The following is a 21,818-nucleotide window of genomic DNA, read 5'->3' as shown; positions in this document are numbered from 1 at the left end:
TCAGATGGATTGTTAGGTACATTTATAGCACTTTTTAGATTAGCAGGTGGTATTCTTTTTGCATTTGCCTTCTTGTACCTTATTGTTGATGGCTTTGCAGGTGTGTTATTAGGATTTGTTTATTATGGTGTTGTTTCAATTATGAATTCAACGTTTTTGATAATCTTAAAAAACAAAATGTTTTTACGACCTAAAAGATAACAATCCACCCAAATCACCCAAATCACCCAACAAACCGCAACACCACATCATAAACACTAGCCCTATCAAACAACGATAGGGCTTTTTTTATGGCACGTGCACCAATTAGAACACCGGGCAAAGCAGCCACGGCGGAAGAAACCACCACAACCGCCACTGAAACAGAAGTGACTAGTACAGCTAGTACACCAGTTCAGCTGGTGAACCAGTCTGAGCAAGAGCAGACGGCAGCCACGGCGGAAGCTCCAAGCTACGAAGATCTGCAAGCTCAGATCAACGAAATGAAGCAGCTTCTAGCATCCCAAAATCAAAATCCATCTAGTGCAGTAAGTGAACCAGTAGCACAGCATGTACGTACACGTGATGTTATTGGCCCTCATGGTTGGACGAAGGAGGTTATCTGATGGGAGGTAAACCTAAGATCGTTCAGCAAGATCCCGAAGCTGACGCACGTAAAGCTGCAGAAGAAGCTGCAATTAAAACCAATGCTAAAACAGCACAGCGTAATAAAAACCGCAGTCAATCAATGTTAGCGGGTGCTGATGCTCCACAGCAGAAAACAACTCTAGGCGGTGGCTAATGAAACCAGATCAGTTATGCAGTCGTCTTTCTCAGTTGAAGTCAGCACGTTCTACCTATGAAAGCCACTGGCGTGAATGTTATCAATTTGGTGCACCTGAACGTCAGCAGTCTTTCAGCGGTGGTGCGGTGATGGGTAAGGAGCGAGAAACTCAGCGTGCTGATCTGTTTGATTCCACGGCGGCAGAGTCAGTTCAATTGCTCGTTGCTTCAATTATGTCAGGTGTTACTCCATCAAATGCTTTGTGGTTTGAAGCTGTGCCAGATGGCATCGACGATCCTACAGATCTAAATGATGGTGAGCGTTGGCTAGAAGATGTTTGCAATTTCATATTCAGAAACATTCATGCAGCTAATTTTGACAGTGAGGCACCTGAAACCGTAACTGATGTAACTGTTGCGGGATGGGGTGTTTTATTTGTTGATATTGATCGTGATGCAGGTGGCGGCTATGTCTTTGAGTCTTGGGCAATAGGTGATTGCTTTATTGGATCTACTCGTGCCGATGGGATTGTAGACACAATTTACCGTGAACATCGCATGACTGCAGAAGCCATGATTAATGAGTATGGGGAGAACAATTGTCATACCTCAATTGTTGAGCTGGCCAGGCGTAATCCTAATGAGCTGGTCAAATTACTTCATGTGATTTGTCCACGTAAATCAAAAGGTGCGGGGCAACTGGCTTCTGATATGCCTTTTGCTGCTTATCACATCGACATTACAAATAAGCACATGGTTAAGGAGTCGGGTTATCACGAGTTTCCTTGTGCTGTACCTCGTATGCGTCGAATCCCTAACAGTCTGTATGGCAACGGCCAGATGTCTTATGCCTTGCCTGATGCCAAGTCTGCTAATCGTTTGATGAAAACAACACTTGAGTCTGCAGATCTGGCACTAGGTGGGATGTGGATTGCCGAAGATGATGGGGTGTTAAACCCACACACCATGAAGATATCTGCGCGCATGGTTATTGTTGCAAACTCTATTGATTCAATGAAACGCCTAGACGATGGAACAAACTTCCAAGTAGCTGAATATCTCCTTACAGGCCTGCAGGGCGGTATTCGTAAAAAGCTTATGGCTGATCAGTTGCCTCCGATCGGTACACAGCAAATGACAGCAACAGAAATCAATACACGTGTAGCACTTATTCGGCAGATGTTAGGTCCTGTTTATGGTCGTTTCCAAGCTGAATACCTAATCCCAATCCTTGACCGTTGTTTTGGCTTAGCGTTCCGATCTGGTGCATTAGGTGCACCACCAGAAGAACTTCAAGGTCGTAATCTTTCTTTTAGGTTCACATCACCTATGGCCCTTGCTCAACGTGCTGAGAAAGTCGCAGCTACAGAGCAATTCATTGCCAGTGTTGCAGCAGCTGCAGAAATTGAACCTACGATGTTAGACAACATCAACTTTGACGCTGCAGCACAAATTATGGGTACTGGTCGAGGTGTACCTGCTTCTGTGCTTCGTAGTGCTGATGAGATCCAACAACTACGTGCTGAACGCCAAAAGGCACAGGAAGCACAAGCAGAACAACAGCAGCAACAAGCCATGCAAGAAATGGCGGGACAGGCTATGGCCAAAGGTCTTGAGGGGCAAATGGCGCAACAAATGGGCGGAATGGATAGTGAGGTTATGCAGTGAGTGAGCAAGAGGAAGTTTTAGAAACAGGTAACTTTGCCAAGCGTAAACATGTCAGTAAAGCCACAGCAGAAACTTACCGCAATGTATTTGATCTCGATGTGAATGGACAACGCATCCTTGAGGATCTAGTGGGTCGTTTTTGCAAATCATCTTATGTACGTGGTGGCCATGATGCTGAGCGTGAGTCTTGCTTTCGAGCAGGGCAGGCCAGTGTAGTAAATCTTATTTTGACAAAGATCAATCAAGCGAATGATCCAAATTACAAACCAGAGGAATTAAACGATGAGTGATGAACTTAACCAGGAACAAAACCAAGATCAAAACAACCAAGGTGGTGAGCAAAATCAAAGTTTGCTTGGTGGTGGCCAAGATCAGCAAGGCGGTGAACAAGGCGATGGAGAGGGCAATCCAAATCAAGAGCAAGGGTCACAGTTAAACGGTGCACCTGAATCAATTGATGACTATGACGTTAATGTCGATGGTTTTGATTACGCAGAGTTTAAGGCCATTCCAGAGAACCAAGAGTTTTTAGAACGTGCACGTGCTGCAGGAATGGACAACAACAGTCTTAATTTCTTGCTAGGTGAATACAGCCAGTTAATTCCAAACCTTATGCAAGCTAATGCTGCTTTAGAAAATGAAGCATGTTTTGAGCACATGACTGATGTTTGGGGTGCTGATACCAGTGCTAACTTTGGCTATGCACAAGCTGCAGCAAACAACGCTATTCAAAATGGCATTTTAACCGCAGAAGAAGTGAATAGCCCTGAGTTTGGTAATAACCCACTGGTATTAAAGATGGCTGCATTTTATGGCCAACAACTCAACGAAGATGTACGCCCCAATAACACCCAACAAAGCGGAACTACTTCTGTTCAAGAATTAATGCAATCAGAGGCATATCTAAACGAAAGCCACCCTGACCATAAACAAACTTTTGCAACAGTCCAGCAATGGTATGCAAAAAATAACTAAGGAGCATTAATTAATGCCTATGCCGAATCAAAATCGTATCACTGCTGCATTTGTTCAGCAGTTCCATGACACGTATGAAATCGCAGCAATGCAGAATGAGTCACGTTTGCTGCGAACTGTTCATAATCGCGGGAAAATTACAGGTGAGTCATTCACTGTAAATGATATGGGCCAAGTGGAAATGAAGCCTGCGGGTGAACGCTTTGGTGACACTGAATGGACAATTCCAGATGTTGGTGTTCGTACGGCTTTAATGGCTGATTACGATCTATTTATGCCAATTGAAAACCGTGATATTCCAAAGCTTAAAGCGTTGCCTGCTGACAAATATATGAAAAATTTGATCAGTGCTAAAAACCGTCAGACAGATGATATTATTTATCAAGCTTTGATCGGTGGTGTGACTCGCACAACTGTTGATGATGCGGGTACTAAATCAGTGTCTGTGGTTCAATTGCCAGCAAAGCAAATTATTGCAGCTGACTTTGGTGCATCACTAAAAGAAAAAATCATCAAAGCAAAATCACTGTTCCGTGCAAACGAAGTAGATGAGCATAACGGTGAAACCATCTACATGCTTTATACATCGGACATGCTTGCTACGATCCTCGGTGATACAACGCTTACCAGTGCTGACTTTATGGCAGGGAAAATGCTACAGGAAGGGGGTGTGGGTGGTAAGTGGATGGGGGTTAACTGGATTCCTTACGAAAAGTTAAAGCAAGGTGCAACGGCTGGTACAAAACGTGCAGTGATGTACACCAATACTGCAGTGCATTTTGGTGATGCTGATATTACTGGCTTTGATATTTCAACTCGTCCAGACAAGAAAAATATCAAACAGGTGGGTGGTGTTCATTCATTCGGTGCAGCACGTGCCAATGAAGTGAAAGTGGTAGCAATCGACTTTACAGTTTAATTAGTCCTAGCCCTGCATTCGTGTGGGGCTTTTTCATATTGAATAAATTTATAGGTAAATAAAATGAGCAATACCGAAAAACAGATTGAGCAAGAGATCCAAGACAAAGGCTTAAATGCACCACGCTTAACACCTGATTATATTGATTCAATCATATTGAGTGAACATTATTTTATTGCTGGCGATGCTGTTGGCGCTTACTACAGCAAAGATATGCCAGAAGCATATAAAAAATCTGATGCGTTAGATACTTTGACTTTTTGTATTCTTGTTTTAAAAAATGGTTTTACTGTAACTGGTGAATCAGCATGTGCAAGTCCTGAAAACTTCGACAAGATCATTGGTCAGAAGATTGCCTATGATAATGCACGTAACAAAATTTGGCAGCTTGAAGGTTATTTACTGAAAGATAAATTACACAACGCTTAACACACAACAAATCGCACCTAAAGCCCTTGCATAGTTCCAGTAACATGCGAGGGCTTTTTTATGACAACCACTAAAATATCAATTTGCAACATGGCACTAAATCAAATTGGTGCTAAATCCATTCAATCCTTTGATGATCATACGGATAACGCACGTCGTTGCGCTGTGCTCTACGATCAGACACGTAAAGCGCTGCTACGTATGCATCCATGGTCATGCGCTAAGAAACGCACACAGCTTGCACCAGTGTCCACACACCCTGTTTTTGATTATGCACACGCATTTCGTTTGCCGAGTGATTTTGTGCGCCTATACAGCACAGGATCTACCAACTTCGAAATCGAAAATAATCATATTCTTTCTAATTTGAATGTGATTAATCTGACTTATATTTATGACAACAATAACGAAGACACTTGGGATTCACTACTTGTCGAGGCTATGACTTACTACATGGCACACAAACTAGGTAAAGCAATCACTGGTAGCAATGCTGAGTCTGATAGTGCATGGCAAAGCTTACAGATGCTGTTAAAGCAAGCACGTGCTATCAATGGTCAAGAACGACCAAGCCAAGATTTTAGTAGCAACTATGAATCATCATTGATTGGAGTGCGTTACTAATGGCCAAGACTACAATCATTAAAAATAACTTTAGTTCTGGTGAGCTTGCACCTGTCCTTAGTACACGTACAGACATTGCACAGTATGGAAATGGAGCAAAGCAGCTTAAAAATGTGATCCCACTTGTTGAGGGTGGAGTACGAAAAAGACCAGGTACTTTTTATCGATCGTTTATGTCTGGTGCACGTCGCTTAATCACCTTTGCCACTACGTCAAATAATTCGTTTTTACTGATCTTAAAACCTAAAGAAATCATCATTTATGATCCGCGTTTAAACAGTGTCATAGCTACACTTGAAACGCCTTATGACCTTGCTGATATTCAGGATGTTCAATATATCCATACTCGTTATGTGATGTATTTGACGCACCAGAATTATCCTGTGCAAATACTGCAGTGTTCAGAAGATTTCACGAACTGGAAATTCAGCGAAATGAAATTCGATGTGCCACCAATGGATGAGGTTATAACCACACCAAATGTGGCTCTTACTCCTAGTGGCAAAGATGTAGGTGAAACCATATCTTTATCAGCTTCAAGCTATCCAAACTGGAATGCAACAACTACATATTTTCAAGATGATCGAGTGATTCACTTAAACTCATTTTGGAAAGCTTTACGAGACAATATCAATTCACAACCAACTATTGAAAATAATGATTGGGAGTCTGTTACAGGCGATCAGGTAGATGCATTTAAGCCTGAACATGTTGGAGCTATTGTTCATATTAACGGTGGCTACGTGCGAGTGACTGAGTTTATAAGTTTTTGGCAACTAAAAGGCGAAGTCATTGTTGAATTAACTGCAGTGGTGCAAGCGATCGCTAAATCATGGGTTCTAAAAACTGCAGCATTTAATGCTGAATTAGGTTATCCAAAATGCGTATCGTATTTTAAACAGCGTCTTGTGTTTGGTAATACGAAGAAGTTCCCCAACAAGATCTGGTTTAGTGCAGTTGGTATTCCTACAAATTTTCTTGAAACCGCTGATGATGGTGATGCGTTTAGCGTTGTATCTTCTTCTGATCAATCCCACTCAATTGTTTTCCTTGTACCAACAAAAGGCCTTGTGGCTCTCACCAGTGGTGCAGAGTTCCTAATAGGCTCAGATGGTGTTCTAACACCAACAACAGTACAGATCGACGAACACACCTCATATGGCGCATATCCATTAACACGGCCTTGTCGAGTGGGCAATGAACTTTTGTTTGTTCAGCGTGGTGGTGAGCGTTTACGTGCACTGTCATATCGTTACGAGGTAGATGGACTCGTATCGCCAGAGGTAAGTGCTATCTCTCGCCATATTGGTAAAGACCATGGTGGTATTTTAGAAGCCACATATCAGCAAGAACCTGAATCATTAGTATGGCTTGTGCTTGGTGATGGCAAGGTGGCCAGCATTACATTTAACCGCGAGCAAGAAGTTGTTGCATGGGCACAGCATGACTTTGGATCTAAGGTAATTAGTATTTGTTCTGTTCCGAGTGAGTTAGGCAGTGACCTATGTTTTATGCTCATTCAACGTGGTGATGATATTTCTCTGGAACAGATCTCTTTTGAAGCTCATACAGACAGTGAGAGAACGATTAATTTAGATGCTGGCCAAGGTAGTTTTGATGCTAATCAAGTTTCTTTTTTAACTGACTTGGCCATATATAAAAAAGATGGCCAAAGCCAATACGAGCTTCAGTTTCAGCGTGATGACGATCAGGTGAAAATCTTAAACACACCGACCAATATTACTCAATCGATTAAGGTTGGCCAGAACTTTGAAATAACAGTAAAACTATTCCCACCTGAGCTTTCACAAGTACCGGGTACATCACTGCAGCATAAATCGAAAGTTAATCTTATTGCTTTCTATTTCAATAACACTCAAGCCCCGATATTTAATGGCCAGATACTCAACCTCTATAAATTCGATAACAATGTTTTTGGTGCACCTAAGCCGTTCACTGGTCGTCATTTAGAGCAGGAGGGTGACTGGTCAGACTTATATGATATTGAGCTAGTGATAACACACAACAAACCGTTGCCTTTTCACATGCAGGCTATCGCTATAGATATTTCAATTAACGAGCGATAGCCATGCAATTACGTGTAGCAAATGAAAACGATATTGCCGATCTAGTGGAAATGGGTCAGCAACTCATTACCGAAGCACCAAACTATTCAGAACGTCCATTTAATGCAGAAGCACTAAAGCAAAATCTGCAGTCTGTTTTAGATAGTACCGGCACAATTTTTATTGTTGTTTCTGGATCATGTGTGGTTGGTGGGATCGTCTGCCTAACAACTAAAGACTGGTTCAATGATGATCTGATTGCCTTTGAACAAGTCCTATATGTCAAGCCTGAGTACCGTGTAACAAGGGCGCCGTTGATGTTGATCGATGCGTTTGTTGAGTGGGCTAAGTCAATGAATGCTGATCGCATCCAATGCGGTACAACAACAGGAATACAAACAAAAGGCTGCTTGCGACTGTATAAGAAATTTGGTTTTCGTGAGCATGGTGTGGTCTTAGATATGGGGCTAAAAAATGACTGAGATTATTCAACCTGATAACACTGAATTGTTAGAGCACATCTTTAACACACTTCAAAATAAGACCTATATCGACACTGTGCGTGATGTACAGCGACAGATCCAAGACAATGCAGAGTTGATTGATGTGCCAGTGGTCCACCATTTTGCACCAGGTGTTTATATGCGTCAGATGGATGCAGCTGCAGGAACAATTGTAGTTAGCAAAATGCATCGTACTGAGCACATGAATATTTTGACCAAAGGTGCAATCACTGTGGCCACCGAAAATGGCATTGAGTTTTTACATGCACCAGTTGTTTTGAAATCTATGCCGGGAACCAAACGCGTTGGGTATTTTCATGAGGATAGTTCATGGATCACGGTACACCCAACCAATGAAACAGATCTAGATGCAATTGAGCAGCAAGTGATTGTACCTGAGCATGAGATTGATCAATTCCTTGCATCACTATCAAACCAAGTTAAGGAGATCGAATAATGTCATGGGCAGCAGTAGCAGCCGTTGCGGCAGCAGCTGGCGCGGCAATCGCAGGATATTCTAGCTATCAAGGCAATAAAACTGCAGCTAAACAAGCCGAAGCAGATGCGGACGCACAAGTAGCGCAGGGTCGACTAGAGGCTGAGCGTATTCGTAAAGAAAAAGAAAGAACTCAATCTGCAGCACGAGCAGCTGCAGCAGAAAACGGCCTTGATGTGAATGAAGGTGTTTCGCTGGTCATTAATGATGATATTGAACGTCGTGGCACATATGACGAAGAAATAGCAAAAGTCATGGGTTACAACGCATCACAACAATTACGCGGTGCGGCTAGTGTGCATCGATCCAACGCTAACGCGAGTGCAGCAGCAGGCGTGGCCAATGTTGCATCGTCAGCTTTTGGTTATAAGGCAAATCAAAATCTTAAAAACCAAGCAGATCAACCGTCAGCACTCAATGGCTACAGTCAAGGTGCTACTAAGCGAGGGTGGAAATAATGGCTAGAATTCCAGTTGGTAATTTTGGGCAAGCTGTACCACAAGCCCATCAAACGCAGTTACCACAAAATCAAAGTGGCCAGATTATTGGTAACGTGTTGCAAAGTGCAGGACAACAGGCGGGTCAGTATCTTGAGGCAAAAGATAAACTACAACGTGAGTCCGAAGTAGCAGCTAAACGCCTTGAACTCTATAACAATGAGCTTGATAAAAAAGAAGGTCAGCTTAAAGTTGATGCTGTTCTAACAACTAAGTTTAGTGACAAGACCACCGAGTTACGCAATCAAGTTGGTAATGGCACCTTGTCTGCAGCTGCAGCAAACACAGCATTAAAAACATGGTCTGATGAAAAATTTACTGAGTTGCGAACTCAATTACCCGGTCACGCTATGCCTGACTATCAGAACTATTGGGATGCTAATGTAAACAAGCAATCAGGATCATTCCTACCATTGCAGCTGAAAGCGACTGAGCAAAAAGATCGAGTGCTAAATGAAACAGCTTTAATAGCTACTTCTCGTATGTCTCGTGATGAAGGAAGAACCCGACTCAATGAGTACTTAGCAACGTCAGCTGTATCAGAAGCAGAGAAGCACCAAATTCGGTTGAGTTTTGAAATAGCGCAAGATCGAAAAGAAGTTGACTCAGGTGTACGATTAGCTGTTGAGGCAAAAGACATTGCAGCCTTACGTCAGATACAAGCATCCATTCCAGATAAGAAATTTCTCGATAGCAAGGCTGCAGAGTCATATAGCATGTCGATTTATCGTGAAATTGCTAGATTGGAAAACAATATTCAGATTGAAGAAAATAAACGTATTAATAAAGCTGGACAGGTATTCAATGAGTTCAAAAGCCAAGTATTAACGGGTGTTGCTTTGGGTGCTGAGCTGATTCAAAACACGGGTATGGCAGTAAAAGGAACTGAGCACGAGGCTGAATACAATTTCTATATTAAGCAATCTAAAGATTTTCAGAAATTTGCAAGCCTGAGTACCTCTGCGCAACTGAAAAGAATTAATGAAGCTAAGGCGTATCAAAAAAAACACCCATCAAATGATCCTGAATCTGATAATAAGATTTTAGCTACGTATGAAAATATCTATAACGAAAAGCTAAAAACTGCAAAAGAAAATCCAACACAAGCTTTGCGTCAGGCAGGCATTAATGTGCCCGATCTAAACCCAACAATGATTTCAGCTAATCCTGCAGCTGCAGCAAAAACTATTGCTGAAATTGGAGCATACCAAGTAGCACAACAGGATAAAGATCCCAACGCTACAATCAGTCCAATTGCGCCCGATATTCTCCCTGCAGCAAAAAAAGCATTCGATAATTCAGGTGTGAATGAAAAGCTTGCCTTCATTGGCAATATGGTTGAGGCGACTAAAAATACTAAGGGTGGCCAACAAGTTTGGAAAGAGACACTTAAGCAACTTGGCGGTGATGACCAATCATATGTAATGGCAGGTGTCGCTAAAATGCATGGGTTTAAGTCGGATAAGGGGCAAGATGTTGCAACCGCGATCATTGCGGGTAATCAGGCACTAAAAAATGAAGCACTTATAATGCCCAGCAAAGATTTATTAAAACAAAAATTTAATGCTTTCGTTGGTGGTAGTGCGACTGGTGAAACTGGAACAATGACCTTTGATGCCTATAGATCTATTTATGCTTATCTATCACAACGTGATAACCGTATTCACAAGGACAGCAAGGATATTGATAAAAATATATCAGAGTTGGCATTGGGTTTAGCAACTGGTGGTGTGTACACCCAAAACACTAGTTACGGTAGCACTTGGAAAGTATCAAAACCTTATGGGATGAGTGATTCAAGGTTTAAGGCCTCTTTAGAAAAAGGGTATGCAGAGGTCGCACATATTACAGGACACACGGTTGCTGAATTAAAAAATTGGCGATTATCTAGATCAGATAAGAAAACATCTAAAGGTGAGCTTTTATATGATCTGATTAATGAGCGTGGGAACCCTTTACTTGGCCCTAATGGTGGTGTGCAGCGCATTGTATTTACTGGAGTGACTAAGTAATGAGTAACTGGTTATCCGATCAAGTAAGTGACGAACAAAAAAAGATAGATGAGCTCACATCGAAAGGTATGGGTAAACCTACAGTAAAAGAAGATCCGAGCTTCTTCCAAGGTCTACCACGCTCATTGGCCACAGGCCCTTTAGCTGGAACAATTAAAGCCTATGAAGCAGTAAGGAAACCTATTTCAAGCCTTACTGACTATGTTGAATGGACAGTTGATGATTTTCGTAATGGTGGTTTGGATGGGCCAGTAAATTACGCTGTTGAAAAACGATTTTCTACTTTGCGTGATCAGCGCGAAAAAGAGCGTAATGATATATTCCTTGCTGAAATTGCACAGCTTGAAGATGCTGAAAACTCTGGCATGGGCGCACGTATTGGATTCGGAATAGGTGATTTTGCTGCGCGGGGCTTTTGGGGCGGCATAACTGGTGGTGTTGGTGGTGCTGTGACAGTTACTGGTGCTTCAGGAATGAACTATAGCTTTGAAAACCTAAAGAGCCAAGGAGTTGATAATAATACTGCTTTCAATGTTTCTTTAATTGATGGTGCGGTCGAAGGTATGTCAGCTGGTTTACCATTATCGTATGGTTTAAAGGGAACTCGTGGACTGATTAAAGATGGAATTCTTTCTGTTGGCGGTGCGACAGGTGTATCACTGGCAGGACAATATTCTAGCGGTCAAGTCCTTGAGGCTAACGACTACGCAAAGCAAGCCAAGAAATATGAAATCACTGGTGAATCAGTTGCCATTGAGGTTGGTTTAAATGCGTTAATGTTTGGTGCTGGTCGTTATGCTGCTCATGTAAGCAAAAGCGTTGATGCAGAGCTAAAAGATTTAAGTGTTGATGAGATTGAGGCACGTACCACTCAAATAGAATCAGGTCTTGTGCTTAATGAAATGGATGCTGAAAAAGCTTCATCACCAGTGAAAGCTACAGATCAAATCCAAGAAAATAACCATTTAATTAATTTAGACACTGCGACCAAACAAATGAAAGAGGGGCAGCCAGTTAGTGTAAAACAGGAAGTTAAAGGTGAGCCGAAAAAAACCACTGTGATGAATGCAGCACGTGTGGCCAGTTATACAAATAAACCATGGGCAAAGACTATTGCTCAAGAGGCGGAGAAACGAGGCATACCACCACTTGATGCAGTGATTATGTCGCATCTAGAAACAGGTGGAACTTTTGATCCAAACATTAAACCACCAGTAAACCCTAAAACAGGAAAGCGTCCATCTAGTGCTCTAGGTTTATATCAAACACTAGATGGTACTCATGGTGCAATGGGTGGAGGTAGTCGCTCAGATGGTAATAATCAAATTAAGGTTGGTCTTAATTACTATGAGCATAATGCTAAAATTTTTAAAGGTAAATTTGGCCGAAACCCAACTGGACTAGAAATCTACTTTATGCATTTCTTTGGTGAGGGTGGTGGACCAGTATTTTTAAAGTCGGCAGATAATATGTTGTTTGTTGATGCTGCAACACGCTGGCACAAAGACTCAAAGAAACGAGGTACAGCAAGACAACAGGCCCAAGCTATTACATCGTCACATGGCTTTAATGGTCTAACCGTTGGCCAAGTTAAAGCGAAGTACCAAAAACGATGGGATGATGTTGCCAAAAAATATGGTAGTGATGGTTCTAATATTCAAACCGTTCATGGAATGGATGGGTCTAGTTATGATGTGATGCCTGAGATTAGATCTATTGATGACCTGATAGCATCTAATGATTCAGCTTTTGGGGTGAATCCTGATTATCCAGCAGATCTACAACCACGTGACCGCACACGTGCGGCAAATTCTGAACAAATTGAAGTTATGGCCAATAACTTACGCCCTGAACTTTTATCTGATTCTCCTAAGATCTCTGACGGTTCACCTATCCTTGGTTCTGATGGTGTTGTTGAATCAGGTAATGGCCGAACTATGGCGATTCGTCGTGCCTATGAAACAGGTAAGGCCGATGATTACAAAGCTTTCGTACAACAATATGCAGCGGATCGAGGGTGGGATATTTCAGGAATTAAAAACCCAGTGCTTGTACGTAATCGCTTAACAGATACAGATCGTGTTGAGTTTGCACGTTTGGCCAACGTTCCTGATGTAGCCCAATATAGTCCAACTGAACGAGCCAAGGCGGATGCAGATCGTTTACCTGATTCATCAATGTTAAAAATCAACAATGATGGATCTATCAATATTGAAGGGTCTACGGACTTTGTTCGTGCATTTGCAGATCAGTTACCTAACTCAGAACGTGCAGATTTTAAAACAAGAGATGGTCGATTATCACAAAGTGGTAAACAGCGTATTGAGTCAGCACTCGCCCAACGTGCATATAATGATTCAAATTTGATTACTCGTCTTTATGAAAACTTAGATGATGACAGCAAGACCGTTTTAAACTCATTGCTTAAAGCAGCTCCACAGCTCGCTCAGTTGGGTGATTTAGTCAAGCAAGGTGGTAGACACCAAAACAGCATTGCGAGTGATCTAGCGCAAGCAGCGCAGAAATTGAGTGATATTAAAGCTAATGGCGGAACTGTTCGGGACTATCTGAATCAAGAAGTGTTGTTTGATGATGGATTGACGCTTAGTGCAAAAGAATTTCTCAATGTATTTGACAGCAATAGCCGAAGTGCAAAAGCCATCGGTGAGCATATCCAGTCCAAGATTGATGAAGTCGAGGCTAAGGGAGATCCACGACAAGGCAGCCTGTTTGGTCAAACGATCGAGGAGCAACAGGCACTCGAAATTATTATGAATAACCCCGATCAGGAAGTAGCAGTAAGCCGTGTTCGTCCAGATGGTGAAATTGAAGAAATCACCATGACTTTGCGCGAACGCTTGGACGAGTTAGAGGCCGAAGCCATAGCAGCAAAAGAGGAAGGCATAGCTGCAGAAACTGCAGCTAATTGTGCCTTACAATTTGGCTGATCCATTACACAAAAAACCTGAATCAAAAGAATGCTCAGATGTTAAAAACATTTGGGTATTTTTTTATGAAAAAGCAATGTATCGAAGCTGTAGAAAAAGCACTTGGCCGTAAACTTAAAGTCAATGAGGCTCAGAATATTGAGCAAAAAATCATTGATGCAAAGAAGCAGTTAGCACGTGGTGACCGCACTAAGTGGCAGCAGATGACTGAAAATGAGCGATTAATTGAAGCTTCTAAAATCGTTGGTATGGATGCTATGGCGGAGATCAAACGCAAGAATATGATCTTGGCCAACGATATTTTAATTCAAAATAAGCACCTAACTATGTTTCAGGATAAAGATCATAAACTTCCTGTGCGTGAACGCCTTGATCGCTTAATAGCTAGTTATGGCGATATGTCTGGCATTCAATCTTTAGACTCAAAAGCAAAAGCTATAGCAGGACTTTACCGTGGCGAGCTTATAGACCTATACACCAACATCAAAGGCGCAATGGGTTTATACACTGATAAAGAAATGATCAATAAAGTTGTACGAGAGTTGTTTAAAGAGAGTACAGGCGATGCTACCGCAGCTAAGATCGCTGCAAAAATGTCAGAAGTATTTGACAATATGCGAGTTCGATTTAATCGATCAGGTGGTGACATTGGTAAACTTGACGATTTTGGGATGCCTCAAACACATAGCCCTGAAAAACTCTTAGTTGCAAAAAGTGATGCTTGGGTAGACTTCGCGATGGATCGAGTAAACCGTGAAAAGTACGTCAATGAGGATGGTACGCTCTACACGGATCAACAACTTAGAGAATTGCTAGAATATTCATTTAAGTCCATTACAACCAAGGGGGCAAATAAACTTGAAATTGGCCGTCAAAATACTGGTGGTGGCAGTACTTCAAAAACTACAAGTAAACACAATGAGAGTCGAGTACTGCATTTTAAGGATGCTCAGTCATGGATTGAATATCAGAATGAGTTCGGTGGTCTACCATTTGTCGATGTGATCGAGGCGCATATCACTGGCTTATCTAAAGATATCGCCTTGGTTGAAAACCTTGGAAGTAACCCAAAAAATGCTATGCGTATTCTCAAAAAGGCAGTTGAAAAAATTGAGAGTGATATGGGTATATCAACTGATAAAACGGAAAAAACACTCAATCGCACTCAAGCAATGTTTGATGAGTTTATGGGGGAAAATCAACCTGAAGGAAAGGTCTTAGCAAACATTGGGTTAGCCTATCGATCCTTGAATGTGGCATCGATGCTTGGTGGAACAACCCTAACATCCATCACAGACCAAGCCATGACCGCTAAAACAGCCTCAATACACGGTATTGGTTATTGGAAAACATTCGGAGAGTTAATTCACAACTTAAACCCTAAGAATAAAGCAGACCGAGAACTTGCACATAGTTTAGGTTTGGCCACACAAGAGATGCTTGGATCTATTGCACGTTGGTCCGATGATGGTGTGACTGCAGTGCATGGCAAGGCTGCAAAATTAGCAACAGTGAGTAATGCTGTAGCGACTACTGTTATGCGAGTATCAGGACTCAACCACTTAACTGCAGCAAATAAAATAGCATTCTCAAAAATGATGATGGATAAATATGGCCGAATGACACGTGAAAAGGCGTGGGTAGATCTACATGCAAACGATCGCATGTTGCTTGAGGGAGGTGGTATTACAGAGCAAGACTGGAACATTTGGAAGTTAGCCAAGCCTGTCGAAGATGCAAGCGGCAACCAATTGATGACAGCTAAATCTATTTATGAAATTCCTGATAGTGATTTAACTCAATTTGGAGATCCTGCCAAAATTAAGGACGAAGTGGCCACTCGATTGCAAACCCATATCTTAGACGAGCAAGGCATGGCAGTACTTGAGGCTGGATTGCGTGAGCGCACCCTTTTACAGGCTGGCAAACGTGGTACTGAAGCAGGTGAGATTTGGCGTGGTATGACGCAATTTAAATCATTCCCTATGGCTTTGCTTATGAAGCATGGTTCACGTGCTATGAGTCAGCAAACAATGTCAGGTAAGGCATGGTATGCAGCTAGTTTATTAGGCACTACAACATTGCTTGGCGGGCTTGTTGTGCAGCTTAAAGAAATAGCCAACGGTAATGATCCGCAAGATATGACAAGCATGGACTTTTTTAAACGGTCATTTATCACTGGTGGTGGCTTACCGATTCTAGGTGACTTGCTTGTAGCGGGAACAGATGCAAGTGGACGAGATACAGCAGACTTTTTAGTAGGGCCTTTAGGTAGTGACTTAGCAACTATAGCCAAAGTCACGGTGGGTAATGCAACTCAGTTGGCCAATGGCACAGATACAAATGCAGGTAATGAAATCTTTAAAGCAGTGAAAAATAAAATACCGGCACAAAACCTTTGGTACACCAAAGCAGTTGCAAACATGCTTATTTTTAATCAGATTCAGGATATTATTGCACCAGGTTATCGTGATGAAATTCAGCGCAAGGCGGAGCGTCAACATGATCGTACGCGTTGGTTAGAAGATGATAGTATTCGGGCGCCTGATTTTGAAAAGGCGATTGGTAATTAGAGTAATTGAACAATCAAAAATTGCATAAGTGCTTAATGAGAGTGAATGTGAAGAAATTTATTTTAATGTTTTTATTGGGTTTTACAGTAAATAGCTATGCAGATGATTCAAGAGACCAAGTGGCAACCACTGGAGATAAAACCATCCTTGAAAATATGGTTAAAACTTACTTTGATCAAGAAACATTGTTAGATACGGAAGAGGAGTATAAAGCTCGGTTAGCTGTTAGATATTTAATGTGTTCAGTTGTTATTAATTACAACAAAGATAAGACTGAATCTTCGAATTTTTATATTAAAGGCATGGATTATTTAGATGACTTTGCAATTAAACTTGCAAATGATCAGGGTGATAATTTTTTCACATATAAAAATATGAACACAATTGTAAAAACTATCCCAAGGTTATCTATTGATTACAGAGTAAAAGATAAGGATATGATAAAGGGGATGTTCTTCCAATCAATATCTTGGGTTTTTTGGGATGAGGCATGGCCATATTTTGGAGAGAATAGGATGAAAGCTGATGCGAAATTCAAAAAGTTTTATAAAGAAAAATGCAAACCTTTGGCTTAGTAGCTTACCCATTATGTGTATGCATAAATAATGCTGAATCAATAGATTAAAAGTATTACCCGCTATAAAATTAACCCAATATTTTTATTGGGTTTTTTTATGGACTTATGTGTTTTTGATTGGAAGTCTATTGCTCCAATTATTGCTGCTTTGATTGCATCGTCCATTGCTGCTACAACAGCACTATACATTTCTAATAAATGGAGTGGGCAGAAAGGTAGTGAGGTGGTTGCTAATGAAGCAAAGAATGTAGCAATTGATCTTGAGGAGGTTGAGAGTATCTATCTTGAGTTACTTAGTTATGAGGATGAGCTTGGTATGCCTGATTATTTTAATAATATTAAATCTAGATTATTCGAATTGTTAGATAAAAATCAGAAGAGGTTGTCGTTTATGGAGAAGTTTGTAGCAACATCGAGTAAATTACGAATTATTAGCAAATATAAAGCAGTGTTAAAACTGATTGATTCAAAATTTTATAACTCTAAGTCTGGTGAGAAGGTTGAAACATATGTGCAGTTAATGGAGAACATCGAAGACGATTTTGAGAACGGTGAGATAATTAAAGATTTACAAGTTTTAGCTGATGTTTGTAGAGAAATAGCACTATATCGATTTACATTAAATAAAACAAAAAATGAACCAGTGAATTAACATAATAAACTGTAATATCCCATTATAAATATTAGTTAAACCCCATCAAATTGATGGGGCTTATTGTCTTATTTGGTGGTTGTTCTTTGGGTTTATTGCTTCTTGAGAATGTTGGTTGCAGCTTTTACTAATTCTGTTGAATTCTTCATCTGATCTGACATTAGGTTAGACATCTCTTTGTGTGGCGATCCGTCAATTTCTTTACCGAAGTATTTAAGTGCTAGCTCTTTTCTGATCACAGCAGCTTCTGCAGTTGGAACGCTATCCATAAAGCTTGGGTATGCCTGTAGTTCAACTTGTATTTGATAATTTTGGTCAGCCAGTTTTTGGTAGTGTGTAGATTGTTTAAGAAAATAACTAAGCAGTGTAATGCCAACAAGTAGCGTTGAACCTTTTAATATCCAAAACTCTATGGGTTCAAACGGTAAATATGGTTTTGTAATAAGTAACATGAATGAGAGTGTGACTAATATAGATACCCCCCAATAAAAATACTGTCTGTAGTCTGCTTCAAGAATCCTGTAGCGATCCACAGCATTATTATAGATGTTTTCTGTTCTAGCATTGTCTGCAATGTTTCTAAGTCTTTTAAATTTAGTAAGTTCATCCTTAACCTCATTTAGACTTGCTGAAATAGCGCTAAAAGTCAATTTAGAAAATTTAAGTTGTAATTCACTGTAATCCAATAATTCATAATTGAGTTTTTTTACATAGTCAGTTAATAAAGCTATTCCTGATTCTTTAACTGTCTTTTCTCTTTCATTGGTTATAATTTTATCCAGCTTTGCGTTAATTATGCCTACTTCTTCGTTAATTGACTCCAAAAAAGATTGATCTTGAGGCTCATTAAAATCATCTTTAATTTTGGTAATAACATCTGAAACATAAGTATTAAAGTTATCGGCTCTACCAATTGAAAAAACCTCCTTATCTTTTGAGAGTAATGCATTTAAATTGGTGAGTAGTTTACTTTTTACTTGATTAAAATCATTCTGCAGTTTTGAGTCTTCGACATTCATAGAACAACCTATTAAAAAATATAGTTTATTTATTCAGGATGTTAGTCTATTTAAACGAACAAATCACCCAACAAACCGCACCACGATCTCCCGTATGTTTAACCAATATACGGGGGATTTTTTATGGTTGAGAAAATGAAGACAGGTCACTTGCGACCTGAAACCAAAGAGAAGCTAGAGCTTTGCTTAGAAATGTGTGCCAATGATGCAATCGATTTAATTACCGAAGCGTATGGCCAAGATCTATTTGATAAGAAAGGGCGAGGCGATAAAGTCTGGCTCTACAAAGGATCTAAAGAAGCACTAACTAATCTTGAAAAGCTAAAGCGTGTGCTACTTGATGATGAACTATCTGCTGGTGATATTGATGGGCGTAAGGTTTCACCTGAATCACAGGCAGCAGCGTTACTTGAAGCTGTATCCAAGAAGTTAGAAGAACGGAAGCAGCGACCAAGTTAATGATCAAAGTCGGTTTTGCTGCGTTCTACCTCATTTATGCTGAGACATTAAACTGGGTAGTTCCTGATTTCCATTTAGATGTCTGTGACTTCTTAGAAGATTACGGCAGTCTAGGATTGCTTATGATGCCGCGTGGCCATGGCAAGTCTACGATCTTGGATATCTATAACGCATGGAAGTTATACAGCAACCCCAACCACTTGATCCTACATCAAGGTGCAACCGATCCTGATGCCTACAAGGTTAGTCGTGGTACTGAACAAGTCTTAGAGCGCCATCCACTTTGCCAGATATATGGCTTTAAAAAAGCACGTGGCGAGACACAGAAGTGGTGGTGCTCTGGATCCACAGACGTTCGTCATGGCTCAATTCACGCACGTGGCATCCTATCCAACGTCACGGGCTCACGTGCAAATGAAATCCAAAACGATGATGTAGAAGTACCAGGGAATATTGGTACACCAGAAGCGCGTGAAAAACTTCGTTATCGACTTAGCGAACAAAGTTTCATTCTTATACCGGGTGGACAAAAATTATTTGTTGGCACACCGCACACACATGATTCCTTGTACACGCATATCAAAAAATTAGGGGCTAAATGTTTGGTGTTAAAAATGTATGAAGATGAAAAACGATTTGAAAATATATCTGAAGCAATAACAAGCTTTGAGCCGATTTATATTTTTAGTGGGATTAGCACCCAAGCCAAGTTATTAAGAAATGGCATTGATTACCAGTATGTAAAACAAGGGAATATTTACAAGGTAATTTTAACTGAACAGCATTACTTAATTGATATTTATGGTGAGGCATTATGGCCTGATCGGTTTACGCCTGAGGTCATGGAAGAACGTCGAAAAGAGTGTCGAACAGTCAATGAGTGGGATTCACAATACCAATTACATGCAAAACCAGTAGGTGACATCCGCCTCGATCCAGACAAATTAATCCCTTATGACGTTGAGCCAATTATAAAACGTGCTAATGGTCAATATTACATGATGCTTGGTGAGCGTCGAATTGTTGGCATTACATGCCGTTGGGATCCTGCAAGTGGTAAGAAAAAATCAGATGCATCATCTGTGGCCTTAGTGCTGCATGATGACCTTGGTAACAAATACTGGCATCGATCTATTGAGCTAACAGGTGAAGTGATTAAAACAAGTGAGGATGGAGTGATTGAGGGTGGTCAAGTGTGGCAACTTTGCAATCTGATCGAGCAATATCATGTACCTAAGGTTGTAATCGAATCGAACGGTATTGGTGAGTTCGCACCATCATCACTTAAAGGCGCACTTAAGGCTCGTAAGTTGCGTTGTGGTGTAGATGCCAAGCACTCAGTCAAAAGTAAGAACGTGCGAATCCTAGAAGCAATTGAGGGGCCATTAGTTTCAGGTCTTATGTGGGCACATATCTCTGTACTTGATTCAGAGCAAGGCGAAAACACTTCTCGCCAGTACAAGCAAATGCAGCAGTTTAATCCAGCAATCACCGAGCAAGAGGATGATCATCTAGATTCATTAGCGGGTGCAGTGGTTGAAAGCCCTGAACGTATAGGGAAATTACACAGACAAACGGAAGCTAACCCAAGCGTTAATTGGCGTGAGAACAGCGGATCTATTGAGGCCGCTTTGGATTTCGAACACTAATTAATGGTGGTTTAAATGTCTGTACCCAATCAGATCCCAATTGTTACCTATACGGCAAATGGTGTTACAAGTAAGTTCCTAATCACTTTTGATTTACATGATCAGGCTTACCTAGTTGTAACAGTTAACAAAGAGAAGCCAGCCAAAGGCGCTTATTCCGTTGATGGTGGTGAGGTTGTTTTTCGAACCCCACCGAATAATGGAGATGAAGTAACACTGGCTCGTGACACAGTACCCAATCGTGGTACGAATTTTAACTCATACGATAACAGTATGCGTCCCGAAGTTTTTAATTATGACTTCGATAAGCTTTGGCATTACCTACAAGAGCAAAATCTAGTTGATGCTATCTCTTTAGCTCGAATTAAAGAGGAAATCGAGTGGCGACGTACACATGATTTTAACTATGACCTACTTGCTCAAGTCCGAGAAAAGCAGATCTTTGGTGGATTGAAGCAGTACGTAGATACGTTTATTGGTGCAACCAGTCCTAATATCTTTGGAGGTGTAACTGCAGGTGTTGTTTTTGCACTTGATCATAAAAGCGTACAAACACATCTGGAAGAAATCGCAGATCAACTTGAACAGAGTCGTCAGGAACTAGAGGATCGACCAACTGTTGAAGCAATGAATCAAGCATTGAGTTCTAAGGCAGATACTAATGATGTAGAAAAAGAGTTTGAGTTAGTTAACTCAAAAATTCAGGCTGTTGGTAGAGGTTTATTGGTATTTTCTTATGAAGCAGATTTATTAAAAGAAAAACCTGAGACTGAGCCTGTAGCAGGTAAGGCGTATGACACTCGAAAGGAATGGATTTGGGAAACACGAGTACCAGATGCAGAACCTAAATGGCACGACACTGGTTTGAGTGAATTGGATCAGGCAATTAATTATACAAATTCAATATTGCAAGATGTAATTCCGCTTTCCAATGGTAGTGTTAATTTAGCGAATAGAAATGGACGTTATTTACTTAATCCTAATAATCAA

21 protein-coding genes and 1 pseudogene are annotated in these 21,818 nt (G+C 40.8%); 21 read left to right on the top strand and 1 reads right to left on the bottom strand.

Features of this window, described 5'->3' with window-relative positions; translation table 11 throughout:
• The 18 genes from Aru01_RS18560 to Aru01_RS14555 all read left to right on the top strand — a co-directional run.
• Positions 1-201, top strand: a 201-nt coding sequence (locus Aru01_RS18560) for a hypothetical protein (protein WP_042111516.1), incomplete at its 5' end; no start/stop codon positions are given.
• Between the two features lie 167 nt (positions 202-368).
• Positions 369-605 carry a hypothetical protein gene (locus tag Aru01_RS14630; protein WP_155757959.1) on the top strand — a complete coding sequence of 79 codons (237 nt, stop codon included), beginning with the start codon at positions 369-371 and terminating at the stop codon, positions 603-605.
• The gene (locus tag Aru01_RS18475; RefSeq protein WP_016656362.1) at positions 605-781 is read left to right on the top strand and encodes a hypothetical protein; all 177 of its coding nucleotides are present in this window, start codon (positions 605-607) and stop codon (positions 779-781) included. The genes Aru01_RS14630 and Aru01_RS18475 overlap by 1 nt, the downstream gene beginning before the upstream one ends.
• Positions 781-2,430 carry a portal protein gene (locus tag Aru01_RS14625; RefSeq protein ID WP_016656361.1) on the top strand — a complete coding sequence of 550 codons (1,650 nt, stop codon included), beginning with the start codon at positions 781-783 and terminating at the stop codon, positions 2,428-2,430. Before Aru01_RS18475 ends, Aru01_RS14625 begins: the two co-directional genes overlap by 1 nt.
• Complete coding sequence (locus Aru01_RS14620) at positions 2,427-2,720, top strand: Bbp19 family protein (RefSeq protein ID WP_016656360.1); 294 nt, start codon at positions 2,427-2,429, stop codon at positions 2,718-2,720. Before Aru01_RS14625 ends, Aru01_RS14620 begins: the two co-directional genes overlap by 4 nt.
• Entirely contained in the window at positions 2,713-3,405 is a 693-nt protein-coding gene (locus Aru01_RS14615; protein ID WP_016656359.1) for a hypothetical protein, read from the top strand. The genes Aru01_RS14620 and Aru01_RS14615 overlap by 8 nt, the downstream gene beginning before the upstream one ends.
• 19 nt (positions 3,406-3,424) lie before the next feature.
• Positions 3,425-4,324 (top strand): phage capsid protein, encoded by a 900-nt coding sequence (locus Aru01_RS14610; RefSeq protein WP_040331292.1) that lies wholly within the window; start codon positions 3,425-3,427, stop codon positions 4,322-4,324.
• Positions 4,325-4,387: 63 nt separating this feature from the next.
• Positions 4,388-4,753, top strand: coding sequence for a Gp49 family protein (locus Aru01_RS14605; protein WP_016656357.1), 366 nt, complete (start codon positions 4,388-4,390; stop codon positions 4,751-4,753).
• Positions 4,754-4,813: 60 nt separating this feature from the next.
• A complete protein-coding gene (locus Aru01_RS14600) occupies positions 4,814-5,377 on the top strand; it encodes a phage connector family protein (protein ID WP_016656356.1) in 564 nt (187 codons plus the stop codon).
• Positions 5,377-7,464 (top strand): phage nozzle protein, encoded by a 2,088-nt coding sequence (locus tag Aru01_RS14595; protein ID WP_016656355.1) that lies wholly within the window; start codon positions 5,377-5,379, stop codon positions 7,462-7,464. Before Aru01_RS14600 ends, Aru01_RS14595 begins: the two co-directional genes overlap by 1 nt.
• A gap of 2 nt (positions 7,465-7,466) precedes the next feature.
• Positions 7,467-7,925, top strand: a complete 459-nt coding sequence (locus tag Aru01_RS14590; protein ID WP_016656354.1) for a GNAT family N-acetyltransferase — start codon at positions 7,467-7,469, stop codon at positions 7,923-7,925.
• Positions 7,918-8,403 carry a hypothetical protein gene (locus tag Aru01_RS14585; protein ID WP_016656353.1) on the top strand — a complete coding sequence of 162 codons (486 nt, stop codon included), beginning with the start codon at positions 7,918-7,920 and terminating at the stop codon, positions 8,401-8,403. The genes Aru01_RS14590 and Aru01_RS14585 overlap by 8 nt, the downstream gene beginning before the upstream one ends.
• Positions 8,403-8,900 (top strand): hypothetical protein, encoded by a 498-nt coding sequence (locus Aru01_RS14580; protein WP_016656352.1) that lies wholly within the window; start codon positions 8,403-8,405, stop codon positions 8,898-8,900. Before Aru01_RS14585 ends, Aru01_RS14580 begins: the two co-directional genes overlap by 1 nt.
• Positions 8,900-10,951 (top strand): hypothetical protein, encoded by a 2,052-nt coding sequence (locus tag Aru01_RS14575; RefSeq protein ID WP_016656351.1) that lies wholly within the window; start codon positions 8,900-8,902, stop codon positions 10,949-10,951. The genes Aru01_RS14580 and Aru01_RS14575 overlap by 1 nt, the downstream gene beginning before the upstream one ends.
• Complete coding sequence (locus tag Aru01_RS14570; protein ID WP_016656350.1) at positions 10,951-13,899, top strand: hypothetical protein; 2,949 nt, start codon at positions 10,951-10,953, stop codon at positions 13,897-13,899. The genes Aru01_RS14575 and Aru01_RS14570 overlap by 1 nt, the downstream gene beginning before the upstream one ends.
• Before the next feature lie 65 nt (positions 13,900-13,964).
• On the top strand, positions 13,965-16,472 hold the full coding sequence (locus tag Aru01_RS14565) for a hypothetical protein (RefSeq protein WP_016656349.1): 2,508 nt from the start codon (positions 13,965-13,967) through the stop codon (positions 16,470-16,472).
• A 47-nt stretch (positions 16,473-16,519) separates the two neighbouring features.
• Complete coding sequence (locus tag Aru01_RS14560) at positions 16,520-17,047, top strand: hypothetical protein (protein ID WP_040331212.1); 528 nt, start codon at positions 16,520-16,522, stop codon at positions 17,045-17,047.
• 99 nt (positions 17,048-17,146) lie between these two features.
• The gene (locus tag Aru01_RS14555) at positions 17,147-17,701 is read left to right on the top strand and encodes a hypothetical protein (protein ID WP_016656347.1); all 555 of its coding nucleotides are present in this window, start codon (positions 17,147-17,149) and stop codon (positions 17,699-17,701) included.
• A gap of 92 nt (positions 17,702-17,793) precedes the next feature.
• Here the strand turns inward: Aru01_RS14555 and Aru01_RS14550 are convergent, their stop codons facing one another.
• Positions 17,794-18,720: a hypothetical protein gene (locus Aru01_RS14550; RefSeq protein WP_016656346.1), complete on the bottom strand. Its 927-nt coding sequence runs from the start codon at positions 18,718-18,720 to the stop codon at positions 17,794-17,796.
• A gap of 123 nt (positions 18,721-18,843) precedes the next feature.
• Here Aru01_RS14550 and Aru01_RS14545 point away from each other — a divergent pair, with 123 nt between their 5' ends.
• The 3 genes and pseudogenes from Aru01_RS14545 to Aru01_RS14535 form a co-directional block, all read left to right on the top strand.
• Positions 18,844-19,179 carry a hypothetical protein gene (locus Aru01_RS14545; protein WP_016656345.1) on the top strand — a complete coding sequence of 112 codons (336 nt, stop codon included), beginning with the start codon at positions 18,844-18,846 and terminating at the stop codon, positions 19,177-19,179.
• Entirely contained in the window at positions 19,179-20,828 is a 1,650-nt protein-coding gene (terL, locus tag Aru01_RS14540) for a phage terminase large subunit (protein ID WP_016656344.1), read from the top strand. Before Aru01_RS14545 ends, terL begins: the two co-directional genes overlap by 1 nt.
• 15 nt (positions 20,829-20,843) lie before the next feature.
• A pseudogene (locus tag Aru01_RS14535) lies at positions 20,844-21,818 on the top strand (SGNH/GDSL hydrolase family protein); the annotation flags it as partial.

It is taken from the genome of Acinetobacter rudis, assembly GCF_000829675.1.
Lineage (GTDB): Bacteria > Pseudomonadota > Gammaproteobacteria > Pseudomonadales > Moraxellaceae > Acinetobacter > Acinetobacter rudis.
The sequence above is the reverse complement of the archived record's forward strand: the minus strand, read 5'-3'. Positions and strand labels throughout refer to the sequence as shown.

What these genes read in the sequence shown, in the direction of transcription:
- Aru01_RS14590 (WP_016656354.1), top strand. Translation starts at nt 7,467, where the DNA reads ATGCAATTACGTGTAGCAAATGAAAACGATATTGCCGATCTAGTGGAA.
- Aru01_RS14550 (WP_016656346.1), bottom strand. Translation starts at nt 18,720, where the DNA reads ATGAATGTCGAAGACTCAAAACTGCAGAATGATTTTAATCAAGTAAAA.
- Aru01_RS14595 (WP_016656355.1), top strand. Translation starts at nt 5,377, where the DNA reads ATGGCCAAGACTACAATCATTAAAAATAACTTTAGTTCTGGTGAGCTT.
- Aru01_RS14570 (WP_016656350.1), top strand. Translation starts at nt 10,951, where the DNA reads ATGAGTAACTGGTTATCCGATCAAGTAAGTGACGAACAAAAAAAGATA.
- Aru01_RS14585 (WP_016656353.1), top strand. Translation starts at nt 7,918, where the DNA reads ATGACTGAGATTATTCAACCTGATAACACTGAATTGTTAGAGCACATC.
- Aru01_RS14605 (WP_016656357.1), top strand. Translation starts at nt 4,388, where the DNA reads ATGAGCAATACCGAAAAACAGATTGAGCAAGAGATCCAAGACAAAGGC.
- Aru01_RS14625 (WP_016656361.1), top strand. Translation starts at nt 781, where the DNA reads ATGAAACCAGATCAGTTATGCAGTCGTCTTTCTCAGTTGAAGTCAGCA.
- Aru01_RS14615 (WP_016656359.1), top strand. Translation starts at nt 2,713, where the DNA reads ATGAGTGATGAACTTAACCAGGAACAAAACCAAGATCAAAACAACCAA.
- Aru01_RS14575 (WP_016656351.1), top strand. Translation starts at nt 8,900, where the DNA reads ATGGCTAGAATTCCAGTTGGTAATTTTGGGCAAGCTGTACCACAAGCC.
- Aru01_RS14580 (WP_016656352.1), top strand. Translation starts at nt 8,403, where the DNA reads ATGTCATGGGCAGCAGTAGCAGCCGTTGCGGCAGCAGCTGGCGCGGCA.
- terL (WP_016656344.1), top strand. Translation starts at nt 19,179, where the DNA reads ATGATCAAAGTCGGTTTTGCTGCGTTCTACCTCATTTATGCTGAGACA.
- Aru01_RS14555 (WP_016656347.1), top strand. Translation starts at nt 17,147, where the DNA reads ATGGACTTATGTGTTTTTGATTGGAAGTCTATTGCTCCAATTATTGCT.
- Aru01_RS14600 (WP_016656356.1), top strand. Translation starts at nt 4,814, where the DNA reads ATGACAACCACTAAAATATCAATTTGCAACATGGCACTAAATCAAATT.
- Aru01_RS14565 (WP_016656349.1), top strand. Translation starts at nt 13,965, where the DNA reads ATGAAAAAGCAATGTATCGAAGCTGTAGAAAAAGCACTTGGCCGTAAA.
- Aru01_RS14610 (WP_040331292.1), top strand. Translation starts at nt 3,425, where the DNA reads ATGCCGAATCAAAATCGTATCACTGCTGCATTTGTTCAGCAGTTCCAT.
- Aru01_RS14545 (WP_016656345.1), top strand. Translation starts at nt 18,844, where the DNA reads ATGGTTGAGAAAATGAAGACAGGTCACTTGCGACCTGAAACCAAAGAG.
- Aru01_RS18475 (WP_016656362.1), top strand. Translation starts at nt 605, where the DNA reads ATGGGAGGTAAACCTAAGATCGTTCAGCAAGATCCCGAAGCTGACGCA.